Raw genomic sequence first — 12,319 nt, 5'->3', positions numbered from 1 at the left:
GTCTCTCTCGCATGGCAATACTGCTGTACCGGCTCGGCCGGCTCTCCTTCCGCCGCAGAGGGCGTGTCCTCGCCCTCTGGCTCCTGCTGCTCGCCCTGCTCGGAGGGGGCGCCGCGGCCTTCAGCGGGCCCACCACCAGCAAGTTCTCGATCCCGGGCACCGAGTCTCAGAAGGCCCTGGACTCGCTCGCCCGGGAGTTCCCGCAGGCGGGCGGCGCGACGGGGACCATAGTCGTCGCCGCACCCGAGGGCGGCAGGCTCACGCCCTCGGCTGTGGCTCCCGTGACCGAGGAGGCCGGGAAGGTCCCCGGTGTTCTCTCGGCCGTCGACCCCTTCGTGTCCAAGGCCGTCTCGCAGGACGGCCGCTACGCCCTGATCCAGGTGCAGTTCGAGTCGGGTGCCGACGGCATCACCGACGCGCAGCGGGAGGCGTTCAGTGAGGCGGGCGCGTCCGTCGCCGATCTGCGCGTCGAGCACGGCGGCGAGATCATGCGGGGCGTACCGGAGATCGGTTCGACCGAGATCATCGGTGTCGCGGTCGCGGCCCTCGTCCTGGTCCTCACCTTCGGCTCCCTGGTGGCCGCGGGCATGACCCTGCTGAACGCCCTGGTCGGCGTGGCAGCCGGCATGGCGGGTCTCTTCGCCCTCAGCAGCACGGTGGAGCTGACCAGCACCGCGCCCATCCTGGCGCTCATGCTGGGCCTGGCGGTCGGCATCGACTACGCCCTGTTCATCACCTCCCGTTACCGCCACTACCTCGCGGAGGGCATGACCGGGGAGGAGGCGGCAGGCCGGGCGGCCGGGACCGCCGGTTCGGCCGTCGTCTTCGCAGGGGCCACCGTAGTCATCGCGCTGGCCGGGCTCGCCGTCGCCGGTGTGCCGTTCCTGACGGTCATGGGCCTGGCGGCCGCGGCCACGGTCGCTCTCACGGTGCTGGTCTCCCTCACACTCCTGCCGGCCGCCCTCGGCTTCGCGGGCACCCGCGTCCTGCCCCGTAAGCAGCGGACCCGGGACCGGACGCCCCCCTCCGCCTCCGCCCCCGTCGAGGCCGGGGACGGCTTCGGCTTCCGCTGGGGCCGGATCGTGGCACGGCTGCGCGTGCCCGTCCTCGTTCTCGGTGTGGTCGGCCTCGGCGCTCTCGCCCTGCCCGTGCAGGACATGCGTCTGGCACTGCCCGACGCGGGCACCGAGGCGGTCGGGTCACCCAACCGCGACGCGTACGACCTGACCACCGAGGGGTTCGGCGAGGGCTTCAACGGACGGCTGGTCGCCGTCGTGTCCGGCGACACCGCGCGGGCGACGGGCGAGACGGCCAAGGAGGCCGCCGCGGTCATCACGGACACCGACGGGGTACTGGCCGTCGCCGCCCCGCAGATGAACGAGAAGGGCACGACCGCTCTTCTGGCCGTGATCCCCGAAACCGGCCCCACCGCCGCCGCGACCGAGGACACCGTCAACGAGATCCGTGACCGGGTGGCGGACGTCGGGGGCGCCGCCATCTCGCTGACCGGCGCCACCGCGGTCGGCATCGACGTCTCCGAGAAGCTCGCCGACGCGCTGCCCGTCTATCTGCTGCTGGTGGTCGGGCTGTCCGTCCTGCTGCTGATGCTCGTCTTCCGGTCGGTCCTGGTGCCCCTCAAGGCGGCGCTGGGCTTCCTGCTGACCATCGGCGCCACCTTCGGGATCACCGTCGCGATCTTCCAGGAAGGTCATCTGGCGGAGCTGGTCGGCCTCGACACACCCGGGCCGCTGGTCAGCTTCCTGCCCATCCTTCTGATCGGCATCCTCTTCGGGCTGGCCATGGACTACGAGGTCTTCCTCGTCTCGCGTATGCGGGAGGACTTCGTCCACGGCTCCGACGCCCGCGAGTCCGTCATCAGCGGGGTCGGTCACAACGGGCGCGTGGTGACGGCGGCGGCGGTGATCATGACAGCCGTCTTCGGTGGATTCGTCTTCATGCCCGACCCGGTCATCAAGTCCATCGGGTTCGCCCTCGCGATCGGCGTGCTGGTCGACGCCTTCGTCGTGCGTATGGCGCTCGTGCCCGCGGTCATGCACCTTCTGGGGCGCGCCGCCTGGTGGCTGCCCCGGCCGGTCGACCGGATCCTGCCCGATCTCGACATCGAGGGCGAGCGGCTGCACCGGGAGATCCCGGTCGAGCCGCAGGCGGCGCAGCTCGTGAAGACGTGAGCGCGCCGGTGTCCCCGGCCGGGGGCCGGGGACACCGGAGGGCCGTCCGGCTCAGCTCTCGTCCGGCGCCAGCGTCAGCGAGATCGAGTTGATGCAGTACCGCTGGTCCGTGGGCGTCTGATAGCCCTCGCCCTCGAAGACATGCCCCAGGTGCGAGCCGCAGCGGGCGCAGCGCACCTCGGTGCGGGTCATGCCCATGGTGTTGTCCGTGAGCAGCTCGACCGCGTCGGTGTCCTTCGGGTCGTAGAAGGACGGCCAGCCGCAGTGGGACTCGAATTTGGTGTCGGAGCGGAACAGCTCCGCCCCGCAGGCACGGCAGGAGTACACGCCCGCCGTCTTCGTGTCGGTGTACTCACCCACGAAGGCGGGCTCTGTGCCGGCCTTGCGCAGCACCGCGTACTCGGCGGGCGTCAGCTCCGCCTGCCATTGCTCGTCCGGCTTCTCGACGTCGTACGACACGGTGGCTCCCTCAGCTCGACAGGTGGTCCAGGATCTGCGGGCCGAGGTCGGTGACATCGCCCGCTCCCATGGTGAGAACCAGATCGCCGGGCTTCGCCATTCCCGCGACGGCGGCGGGAACCGCCGCCTTGTCGTGGACGGCAGTGACGTCCGCGCCCGCGGCCTTCGCTGCGTCGATGATCATTGCGCTCGTGACGCCCGGGACCGGGTCCTCCCTCGCCGGGTAGATGTCCAGGACCAGCGAGGCGTCGGCGAGAGCGAGGGCCTGGCCCATCTGCGTGCCGAGCTCCTGGGTGCGGGAGAAGAGATGGGGCTGGAAGACCACCAGGATGCGCGCGTCGGTCGCAGCGCCGCGCATGGCCTCCAGGTCGGCGGTCATCTCCGTGGGGTGGTGTGCGTACGAGTCGATGACCTGCACGCCGGCCGCCTCTCCCTTGAGCTGGAGACGACGTTTGACCCCGGTGTACTTGCCGATGGCGGAGGCCAGGTTGTGTGCGGGGATACCGAGGGCGACACCGGCGGCGAGCGCGGCGACCGCGTTGTGCGCGTAGTGGCGGCCCGGCACGGAGACCGTGAAGGTCAGGTACCTGCCGTTGAGGACGACCGTGACCTCGCTGGTCAGCCCGCGCGGGGTGACCTTGTGCACGCGGACGTCCGCGCCCTCGGACTCGCCGTAGGTGACGACGGTGAGGGACGAGAGGTCGCGGACCCGGCGGGTCAGCTCGACGGCGCCGGGCTGGTCGGCGGCGATGACGAGGGTGCCGCCCGGGACGACCTTGCCGACGAAGGTCTCGAAGGACTCGTAGATCTCGTCCATCGACGCGTAGTTCGCGTGGTGGTCGAGCTCGACGTTGAGGACGATCGCGACCTCGGGGGCGTACTTCTGGAAGCTCCGGTCGCTCTCGTCGGCCTCGGCGACGAAGATGTCGCCGTCCCCGTTCGTGGCGTTGGTACCGGGGCCCTCCAGATCGCCGCCGATGGCGTACGAGGGATCGAGGCCCAGCTCGGACAGGGCGACGGCGAGCATCGACGTGGTGGTGGTCTTGCCGTGCGTGCCGGCGACCGCGATGGCGCGTGCGCCCTCCATCAGGGAGGCGAGCGCGTCGGAGCGGTGGACGACGGGGATGTCCAGCTCGGCGGCGCGGACCAGCTCGGGGTTGTCGGCGCGGATGGCGCTGGAGACGACCACCGAGGTCGCGTCGTCGGCCAGGTGCCCGGCCGCGTGCCCGATGTGGACGGTCGCTCCCAGCGCGCGCAGCGCCTCGGCCGTGGCGGACTCCCTGGCGTCGCTGCCCGCCACCTTCGCGCCGCGCTGGGCGAGGATCTTCGCGATGCCCGACATTCCGGCGCCGCCGATGCCGATGAAGTGCGGCCGTTCAAGGGCGGCAGGAATACCGGGTGCCATACGTGTCTCTCCCGAGCTGTGGGTGGGTCTGGGTCCGGCCCCAGCCTATTCGCTGTGCGCGAAGAGCTTGAGCACCGGTACGCCGACCTTGTGCCGCGCCCGGGACGCCCAGTCGCGGTGGAAGAACTCCTCGACGTAGTGCGGCGCCGTCAGCACGATGACCTCGTCGGCCCCGGAGTCGTCGACCACGGTCTTCAGCTTGTCCAGGGGGTGATCCTCGATCACCTGTCCGATGGCCTCGGAACCCGCCTCGCGCAGCTCCCGGAGCGAGTACTCCAGCGCCATCTCGGCCGGCTCCCTGGCTTCCTTGCCCTCCGGCTGTTCCCCTTCGCGGACGGCTTCCCGCAGCTCGCCGATCGCTACGTCATCGATCGCACGCAGCAGCACGTCGGCCTGGTCGCTGCGGGGCTGCATCAGCACGACGAATGAGATCTGCTCCTCGCCGTGGAGGGTCGTGACGAATTCCACGTCCTCGGGAGTGAGGGGCTTCTCGATCATCAAAACGCTTGTGAACACGACAGGCGCCCTTCCGCTTCGTCTCGTCGGCCGCAGCGACGGCCACTGTTGCTGAAACCATCCTTCCCCGCAGTCGCACGGGGTTGCAGGACTAAGTGTGCCCATCCGGAGCTAACCGGAACGGGTAATTCCACTAAGTGTCAGATCTTCCCGTACCGGGTGAAGAGGAATCCTGCCTCCTCCAGGAGCGAGACGAGGGAGAAACGTTCCGGCACGGCGACGGCGGGACCGCCCGCGATGCGCTGCGCGTCCCCGGCCGTGAGCAGCGGCGAGAGGGTCAGGCAGAGCTCGTCCAGCACCCCGGCCGCCACGAACTGGCCGAGCAGGCGTGGCCCGCCCTCGGTGAGGAGCCGGCTGAAGCCCCGCCGATCCAGTTCCGCGACCGCGCGGGCCGGGTCGACCGCGGCGCCGTCCCCGGCGAACAGCACCTCGGCGCCCGCCTTCCGGGCCGCCTGGACCCGGTCCGAGGGTGCCGTCGCCCCGGTGACCACGAGGGTCGGGACCACCGGCGAGGCGAAGAGCGGAAGCGAGAAGTCCAGGTCCAGGCTCGCGCTGACGACCGCGACGGCCGGGGCGGGCCCCTGGCCCGCCGCCTCGCGCCGGGCGGCGAAGGCCTCGCGGGCCCGTGCCGGCCGGTAGCCCTCCGTACGCACCGTCTCGGCGCCCACGACGACCGCGTCGGCCAGGCCCCGCAGGGTGCCGAAGATCCTCATGTCGCCGGCGCTCGAGATGCCCTGGGAGCGGCCGTCGTGCTGGGCGGCTCCGTCCAGGGTGGAGACCATGTTGGCCCGGAGCCAGGAACGCCCGCCGTCGGGATAGGCGTAGGCCTCGGCCAGTTCGTCGAGCGTCCACTCGCGGTCGGCGGCGGAAGCCGGGGCGGCCGTGGTTGTCAGGTCCGTCACAGGGAGCAGGCGTCGCATGCCCAGCAGTCTGGCATGGCCCTTAAGGTGAGGAGTTGTGTCGTCCTCCACCGCCGTGCCGGGGCAGAGCCCCATAGCCGAAACGGCCCCGCAGTCCCTGTGCGCCCTCGAGCCGCGCGTCCCCGCCGACCGCCTGGTCGCGGAGATGGTGCCGCCGCCGCGCTTCGACTCGGTGCGCTTCGATACGTACGTACCCGACCCGAACCAGCCGAGCCAGACCGAGGCGGTCGAGGTCCTCAGCTCGTTCGCGGCGGGGCTCGGCGGGGCTCATGCGACGGGGGCGGGTAAGACAGGAAGAGCGCGAAGCGCATCCTCTGTGGGGTGGTGGCGGGCGACGGGTGGGCGGTTCGGGAAGAAGCAGGCTGCCGCCGGCCCGCGCGGCGTCTACCTCGACGGCGGGTACGGCGTCGGCAAGACGCACCTGCTGGCCTCGCTCTGGCACGCCACCCCGGCCGCGCCCTCGCTCAAGGCCTTCGGCACCTTCGTCGAGCTGACGAACCTGGTCGGCGCGCTGGGCTTCCAGCAGACCGTGCAGACCCTGAGCGGGCACCGGCTGCTCTGTATCGACGAATTCGAACTGGACGACCCGGGTGACACCGTCCTGGTGTCGTCCCTGCTCAGCAGGCTCGTCGAGGCGGGCGTCGCACTGGCCGCCACATCGAACACGCTGCCCGGGAAGCTCGGGGAAGGCCGTTTCGCGGCGGCCGACTTCCTCCGCGAGATCCAGGGGCTGTCCTCGCACTTCCGGCCGCTGCGGATCGACGGCGAGGACTACCGCCACCGAGGACTGCCCGAGGCGCCGCCGCCGTACTCCGACGACCAGGTCACCAGGGCCGCGTACGCGGCTCCGGGAGCCTCGCTCGATGACTTCCCGGGCCTGCTCGACCATCTCGCCCGGGTGCATCCGAGCCGGTACGGCGCGCTGACGGACGGGATCACCGCGGTCTGCCTCACCGATGTGCAGCCGGTGCCCGACCAGTCGACAGCACTGCGTCTGGTGGTGCTCGCGGACCGGCTGTACGACCGCGAGGTCCCGGTGCTCGCCTCCGGTCTTCCCTTCGACCGGCTCTTCAGTGACGAGATGCTGAACGGCGGGTACCGGAAGAAGTACTTCCGGGCCATCTCGCGGCTGACGGCGCTGGCACGTGACGCAAAGGGGCTGGTGGCGCAGTAGGTTCGGTGGTTGCAGGGCGTACGAGTGCCTCCGGGTGCCGCGTACGCCCGTACCAACCGCGCACACCGTTTGAAGGGATCCAGCATGGCTACCACGCGTCAGGCGCACACGGTCTGGGAAGGCAACCTGCTCGAGGGCAACGGCGTTGTCACCCTCGACTCCTCCGGGATCGGGGCGTACCCGGTCTCCTGGCCGTCCCGCGCGGAGAAGGCGAACGGCAAGACCAGCCCCGAGGAGCTCATCGCCGCCGCGCACTCCAGCTGCTTCTCGATGGCCCTGTCCAACGGTCTGGCCACGGCGGGCACCCCGCCCACCCGGCTGAACACCCAGGCCGAGGTCACCTTCCAGCCTGGCACCGGCATCACCGGTATCCACCTCACGGTGGAGGGCGAGGTCCCCGGCCTGGACGAGGCGGGCTTCGCGAAGGCCGCCGAGGACGCCAAGGCGAACTGCCCGGTCAGCCAGGCGCTCTCGGGCACCACCATCACGCTCACCGCGTCGCTGGCCTGATCCCGCTCAGGGCCTGTCAGCGAACTCCCGCCTGCCGCGAGTTCCACGACAGGGCCCTGGTCCCCGGGGCCTCATCCGCCCCGGGGACACAAGGGGCACCGTGGTCCGCATGGTTCCCGTGCGCCACGGCGCGTGGTACACACATGCGGGTCACTTCACCTGTCCGCCAACAGGGAGTTGCCTCATGTCATCCACACCTCGACACCTCGCAACACGACGACAGGTCCTGGCCGGCAGCGCCGCGACCGCCGCCTCGGTCGCTTTCGCCGGGGCCTTCACCGAACTCTTCTCCGGCACCGCCGCCGCAAGGGGCCACAGCGGCTACGGCCCCCTCCTGCCCGACCCCGACGGCCTGCTCGACCTGCCGAAAGGTTTCCGCTACCGGGTGCTCTCCCGGGAGGGCGACCCGCTCCGCTCCGGCGAGGGCCCGGTCCCCAGCAACCACGACGGCATGTCCGCCTTCGCGGGCCGGGGCGGCCGGGTCCATCTCGTACGCAACCACGAGAACCGCGCGGACGCGAAGATCGCGGTTCCCACGATCGAGGGCCTCACCTACGACCCCATGGGCAAGGGCGGCTGTACGTCCCTCGAACTCGACGGCCGCGGCCGTGTACACGGCGAGCGCGTCGCCATCGCGGGTACCGCCGTCAACTGCGCGGGCGGCCCTACCCCTTGGAACACCTGGCTGACCTGCGAGGAGACCGAGGACAAGGCCGGCACCAACGGCTACACGAAGGACCACGGCTTCATCTTCGAGGTGGACGGCGCCGATCCGCGCCGCACCGGGGCCGTACCGCTGACCGCGATGGGCCGCTTCCAGCACGAGGCCATCGCGGTCGACCCCGAGAACGGCATCGTGTACGAGACGGAGGACGCCTTCGAGAAGCCGTTCGGGCTCTTCTACCGTTTCCTTCCCGAGAAGCCGCTCGGCGGGACAGGCTCCCTGCGGGCCGGCGGCGCTCTCGAGGCCATGCGGGTCCCCGGCGTGCCGGACCTCTCCGTGATCCAGGAGACGGGTGCGAGCTTCGACCGGATCGAGTGGGTCCCCGTACCTGATCCGCAGGCGGCCCGGACGCCGATCCGGCTGCAGGACTTCGGGCGGAAGGGCATCACGCACGCCCAGAAGCTGGAGGGCTGCTACTGGGGCGGCTCATCGGTGTACTTCGTGTCAAGTTTCGCGCACAGCTCGGAGGGGTCGGCCGCCGACCACTTCGGCCAGGTGTGGCGGTACGAACCGGAGCGGCGCCGGCTCACCCTGGTGATCGTCTTCGGCCCGGACACCGACATCCAGCTGCCGGGCGAGTCCCCGGACAACATCTGCCTCGCCGCAGGGGGCGGGCTGATGGTCTGCGAGGACGGGGGCGGTGCGCAGCACGTACTCGGGGTGACGCGACGCGGCGAGGTCTACGCGATGGCCCGGGGGCGGCAGAACATCGGCACAGCCGGGGAACCGGAGTGGGGCGAGTTCGCGGGCGTGACGTTCTCACCGGACGGCGGGACGATGTTCGTGAACTGCTACACACCGGGGACGACGTTCGCGGTGACGGGCCCCTGGCGCTGACGGGGCCCGAAGGCAGACGGGTGATCCGGCGGCCCGGCGGACGGGCCGCCGGAGTGCCGTGAGCATCATCCGATGAACCACCGGCTAGCGTCCTTCAGTGATCAAATCCGTTCGTACGATGATCGTGCTGACTGTTTTGAGTGGGGTGCTCGCCGGCTGCGGAAGCGCCGAGGACACCCGAGCCAGGACCGCAGCGCTGCCCAAGGCCTCTCCGGAACCCGCGACGGGATCCGCGTCCCCTTCGCGGGTCCCGGAGAGCAAGCCCCCCGTATTGGCCCCGGGCCCCGGCGGTCTCACGCCGGTCTTCGAGCGACGGGCGGACGACGCCGGCTCCGCCCCCGGCTCCGGTACGCCGGACAAGCGGGCCGAGGCGGGCGGGGCCGCCGACAAGGTCGTGGCCCTCACCTTCGACGCGGACATGACGGCGGATCAGGGGCCGCGCGCCGCCGACGGGGAGCACTTCGACAATCCCGCGCTGATCGCGTCGTTGCGCCGGCTGAAGATCCCGTCGACTGTGTTCATGACGGGCAGGTGGGCGCAGGAGTATGCGGCCCAGGCCCGCTCGATCGGCACCGATCCCCTCTTCGAGATCGCCAACCATTCGTTCAGCCACTACGCCTTCTCCTCCCCCTGTTACGGGCTGCCGACCGTCGAGAAGCCGGACATGCGGCGCGAGGTGGAGAGAGCCTTCACCGCGATCCGCGGGACCGGGGCGCGCAATGTCGTGCCGTACTTCCGGTTCCCCGGCGGCTGCTACGACGACGCGTCGCTGAAGGCCCTGGCCCCGACTGGGGTGACCGCGGTCCAGTGGGACGTGGTCAGCGGGGACGCCTTCGCCACGGACGCGGACGCGGTGGCCGAGCAGGTGCTGGCAGAGGTGAAGCCGGGGTCGCTGGTGGTCATGCACTGCACCCGCAGCGCGGCGCCCGTCACCGAGGACGCCGTACGCCGGATCGTCCCGGAGCTGCGCGAGCGCGGCTACCGCTTCGTCAAGGTCTCCGAGCTGATGCGCGGCTGAGTGCGCCCCTCCCGGGCGTCAGCCGGAACAGGCGGTGCGCCCCGCCTCCTGCCATGCGCAGACCGGGCAGAGGGTGGCGCCCCTCGTCGACTCCGGGAACTCGGTCGGCTTCCGGCACAGCACGCACTCGGCGTACGGCGGGCCCGCGTCCACGGGCGCGGGGGCCGGCGCGGGCGTCTCGCAGTACGCATCGTCCATACGTACGAGCCTACTCACTCGCGCAGAGCGGCGAGCCGGGATGTGAGGGCGGCCACCGCGACGGCGAGGAGGACGGCCCCTGCCAGTGGCAGGACCGGCACCCGCACCGTGCCGGTCAGCGACCCGGAGACCAGGCCTGTCACCGCGGCCTTCGCGGGTGAGCCGTCGGTCACCAGCGCGAGCAGCGAGCCGAGCACGGTGGCGGCGAGCGACCAGCCGTGGCGGTGCAGGACCGGCCGGGCGCAGAGCGCCCCGACCGCCGCTCCCAGCAGCGCGGAACACCCTGCCGCGAGCAGTCCGGCGAGCGCGGCGGGCAGCAGCGGTACGGCGGCGGTGCGGCCGGTGCTGACCGGGTCGCTGATCAGCAGCACGAGCCCCCAACCCGCACCGCCCAGGGCGAGCGCGCATCCCAGGCCTGTGAGCAACGAGGCGCAGTGGGCACGCGACGGCCCGACGGCGGCGGCGGTGACGGTCCGGGCGGCGGGCGGCGGGCGGCTCCTGGGCGACGCACAGCCGCACGAACCAGGCGGCCACGGGGAGCAGCGCGGCGGCGGCCCAGCCGAGCGAGTCCAGCAGGGGCTGCCCCGCCCGTACGCCGATGCCGAGGACGGCCGCGTACAGCAGGAGGGGTGCGAGCCAGCGCTGGGAGCGTGCCAGCGTCGCGGCCTGATAGCGCATCACGGCCGCCGTGGCACGGCCCGGAGAACGGACCGCGCGGGCCGTGACCGGGTCCGGCCCGGCTGCGGCTCCGGGCACGGCGCCGGGAGCCGGCCGGCCGATCAGGTCCACGGCTGTGCCGTCCGGGGCTGAGGCGGCCACGGGGGCCGGGACCGGCGCGGGGAGCTGCGAGAGCCCGGTGATGTGCCACGGCGGACGGGCCGTGAGAAGGGCATGGAGCAGGGGGTCCGAGTGCGCCGCGGTGGTCGTGAGCCGCACCGCGGCCGGGTTCCCCTCGTCCCGTTCCACCACCGGGGCGCCCGGCAGTTCCGGCGGGAGGGCGGCGGACGGCCGGCCCGTCGCCTCGATCCGGACGGGCGGACCGGCGTCGCCGGGCGCGACCGTCGCCGGGGTGAGGGCGCGGCCCTCCAGCCGGTAGGAGCGGCCGGCCGACCCGGCGAGCCGCCGCGGGTCATGGTCGACGAACACCACCGTGGCGCCGTCGGCGACCCGCTCGGCGACGGCCCCGTCCAGTTCTTCGCGGGCCGCGGTGTCCAGTCCGGTCCAGGCCTCGTCCAGGACGAGGAGGTCAGGACCGGCGAGAAGCGCCTGGGCGACGGCGACCTTCTGACTGGTGCCCTTGGAGAGTTCCGCGAGGGGTGTACGGGCGTGTTCTGCGGCCCCGAAGCGCGCCAGCCACTCCTGGGCCCGTGCCGCGGCCTCGGGGGCCGGGAGCCCGTGGGCACGGCCCATGTGGATGAGATAGCCGGCCGCGGTGAACGGCAGCGCCGCGGGGAACCGTTCGGGGACGTACGCCGTGCGCGGCCGGCCCCTCACACGCCCCTCGGTCGGCGCGTCGATGCCGGCGAGCAGCCGCAGCAGAGTCGACTTGCCGACACCGTTGGCACCCTCGATCCGGACCAGGGTGCGCGCGGGCAGCTCCAGGTCGAGCCCGCGCAGCACCCAGGGACCGCGCAGGCCGTACCGGCGGCCCACTCCTTGCAGCATCAATTGGCCGACGGCTTCTCCGGCTTGAGCTCACTGGGCCGTACGAGCACGAAGCCCTCGCCCTGGAGCATCAGCTGGACCGCCTCGCCCGAGCCGCCGCGCACCATCGAGCCGAAGCTCTGCGAACGGTGCAGCGAGGTGGAGAGCTGGGCGCTCCAGCCGACGACCGCGTCCGTGTCGACGTACACCGGCTGCTGCGCGGTGACGGGAATGACGATGGGGTGGCCCTCGCAGATCAGGCCGAGTTTGCCGTATCCGCTGAAGACGCTGTTGAAGAGCCCGCCACCGGTCATCCCGGCGCCCTTCACGGTCTTGATCTCGTAGGAGAGGCTCGCGTCGAAGCAGAGGACGTTGCGGCCGTTGATGGTCAGGACGTCGCCCTGCTCCATCTCCACGATGAAACAGTTGGCCGCCTCGTGCGCGAACCACGCCTCGCCCTGGCCGGTGACGGCCATCAGGGCCAGCCCCTCGCCGGTCACGGCGCGCTTGAGCATGCCGCCGATGCCCTGGCCCTTGCGCTCGAACTGGAGATTGCCCCGGAAGGCGATCATCGACCCCTGACGTGCGTGCATCTCACCGTTGACGGCGTACTTTATGGATTTGTCGTTCTGCAGGGTCATGCCGGGGACCGTGGCCTGCTGCGCCGTGTGCTCGCTGGAAAAAAGATCGCTCTTCATGCCGTGCATCCTCACCCGGAGCCCTCT

General features: G+C 71.6%; 11 protein-coding genes. 5 read left to right on the top strand and 6 right to left on the bottom strand.

The window, feature by feature from the left end; translation table 11 throughout:
* Positions 1 to 11: 11 nt before the first annotated feature.
* Positions 12 to 2,189 carry an MMPL family transporter gene (locus ACIREO_RS20715; RefSeq protein WP_404112149.1) on the top strand — a complete coding sequence of 726 codons (2,178 nt, stop codon included), beginning with the start codon at positions 12 to 14 and terminating at the stop codon, positions 2,187 to 2,189.
* 51 nt (positions 2,190 to 2,240) lie between these two features.
* Here the strand turns inward: ACIREO_RS20715 and msrB are convergent, their stop codons facing one another.
* The 4 genes from msrB to ACIREO_RS20695 all read right to left on the bottom strand — a co-directional run bounded on the left by msrB (position 2,241) and on the right by ACIREO_RS20695 (position 5,489).
* Complete coding sequence (msrB, locus tag ACIREO_RS20710; RefSeq protein WP_404112146.1) at positions 2,241 to 2,648, bottom strand: peptide-methionine (R)-S-oxide reductase MsrB; 408 nt, start codon at positions 2,646 to 2,648, stop codon at positions 2,241 to 2,243.
* A 10-nt stretch (positions 2,649 to 2,658) separates the two neighbouring features.
* The gene (murC, locus tag ACIREO_RS20705) at positions 2,659 to 4,053 is read right to left on the bottom strand and encodes a UDP-N-acetylmuramate--L-alanine ligase (protein ID WP_404112143.1); all 1,395 of its coding nucleotides are present in this window, start codon (positions 4,051 to 4,053) and stop codon (positions 2,659 to 2,661) included.
* Positions 4,054 to 4,098: 45 nt separating this feature from the next.
* Positions 4,099 to 4,551 (bottom strand): indole-3-glycerol phosphate synthase, encoded by a 453-nt coding sequence (locus ACIREO_RS20700; protein WP_404112140.1) that lies wholly within the window; start codon positions 4,549 to 4,551, stop codon positions 4,099 to 4,101.
* A gap of 158 nt (positions 4,552 to 4,709) precedes the next feature.
* On the bottom strand, positions 4,710 to 5,489 hold the full coding sequence (locus tag ACIREO_RS20695; protein WP_404112138.1) for a pyrimidine reductase family protein: 780 nt from the start codon (positions 5,487 to 5,489) through the stop codon (positions 4,710 to 4,712).
* A gap of 37 nt (positions 5,490 to 5,526) precedes the next feature.
* Between ACIREO_RS20695 and zapE the strand changes: the two genes are divergently transcribed.
* From zapE to ACIREO_RS20675, 4 genes are all read left to right on the top strand, one after another.
* The gene (gene zapE, locus ACIREO_RS20690) at positions 5,527 to 6,663 is read left to right on the top strand and encodes a cell division protein ZapE (RefSeq protein ID WP_404112135.1); all 1,137 of its coding nucleotides are present in this window, start codon (positions 5,527 to 5,529) and stop codon (positions 6,661 to 6,663) included.
* Positions 6,664 to 6,747: 84 nt separating this feature from the next.
* Positions 6,748 to 7,173, top strand: a complete 426-nt coding sequence (locus ACIREO_RS20685; RefSeq protein ID WP_404112133.1) for an OsmC family protein — start codon at positions 6,748 to 6,750, stop codon at positions 7,171 to 7,173.
* Positions 7,174 to 7,357: 184 nt separating this feature from the next.
* Positions 7,358 to 8,734: an alkaline phosphatase PhoX gene (locus ACIREO_RS20680; protein ID WP_404112131.1), complete on the top strand. Its 1,377-nt coding sequence runs from the start codon at positions 7,358 to 7,360 to the stop codon at positions 8,732 to 8,734.
* Between the two features lie 118 nt (positions 8,735 to 8,852).
* Complete coding sequence (locus tag ACIREO_RS20675) at positions 8,853 to 9,752, top strand: polysaccharide deacetylase family protein (protein WP_404112879.1); 900 nt, start codon at positions 8,853 to 8,855, stop codon at positions 9,750 to 9,752.
* Positions 9,753 to 9,770: 18 nt separating this feature from the next.
* Here the strand turns inward: ACIREO_RS20675 and ACIREO_RS20670 are convergent, their stop codons facing one another.
* Positions 9,771 to 11,615, bottom strand: coding sequence for an ATP-binding cassette domain-containing protein (locus ACIREO_RS20670; protein ID WP_404112128.1), 1,845 nt, complete (start codon positions 11,613 to 11,615; stop codon positions 9,771 to 9,773).
* Positions 11,615 to 12,292, bottom strand: a complete 678-nt coding sequence (locus ACIREO_RS20665; protein WP_404112125.1) for an AIM24 family protein — start codon at positions 12,290 to 12,292, stop codon at positions 11,615 to 11,617. The genes ACIREO_RS20670 and ACIREO_RS20665 overlap by 1 nt, the downstream gene beginning before the upstream one ends.
* Positions 12,293 to 12,319: the final 27 nt, after the last annotated feature.

The sequence above is a fragment of the Streptomyces sp. NPDC102441 genome, from assembly GCF_044765585.1.
Classification (GTDB): Bacteria; Actinomycetota; Actinomycetes; order Streptomycetales; family Streptomycetaceae; genus Streptomyces.
This window is presented reverse-complemented; position numbering and strand designations above follow the sequence as displayed.

What these genes read in the sequence shown, in the direction of transcription:
- ACIREO_RS20715 (WP_404112149.1), top strand. Translation starts at nt 12, where the DNA reads ATGGCAATACTGCTGTACCGGCTCGGCCGGCTCTCCTTCCGCCGCAGA.
- murC (WP_404112143.1), bottom strand. Translation starts at nt 4,053, where the DNA reads ATGGCACCCGGTATTCCTGCCGCCCTTGAACGGCCGCACTTCATCGGC.
- ACIREO_RS20700 (WP_404112140.1), bottom strand. Translation starts at nt 4,551, where the DNA reads ATGATCGAGAAGCCCCTCACTCCCGAGGACGTGGAATTCGTCACGACC.
- ACIREO_RS20695 (WP_404112138.1), bottom strand. Translation starts at nt 5,489, where the DNA reads ATGCGACGCCTGCTCCCTGTGACGGACCTGACAACCACGGCCGCCCCG.
- ACIREO_RS20685 (WP_404112133.1), top strand. Translation starts at nt 6,748, where the DNA reads ATGGCTACCACGCGTCAGGCGCACACGGTCTGGGAAGGCAACCTGCTC.
- ACIREO_RS20680 (WP_404112131.1), top strand. Translation starts at nt 7,358, where the DNA reads ATGTCATCCACACCTCGACACCTCGCAACACGACGACAGGTCCTGGCC.
- ACIREO_RS20675 (WP_404112879.1), top strand. Translation starts at nt 8,853, where the DNA reads ATGATCGTGCTGACTGTTTTGAGTGGGGTGCTCGCCGGCTGCGGAAGC.
- ACIREO_RS20670 (WP_404112128.1), bottom strand. Translation starts at nt 11,615, where the DNA reads ATGCTGCAAGGAGTGGGCCGCCGGTACGGCCTGCGCGGTCCCTGGGTG.
- ACIREO_RS20665 (WP_404112125.1), bottom strand. Translation starts at nt 12,292, where the DNA reads ATGAAGAGCGATCTTTTTTCCAGCGAGCACACGGCGCAGCAGGCCACG.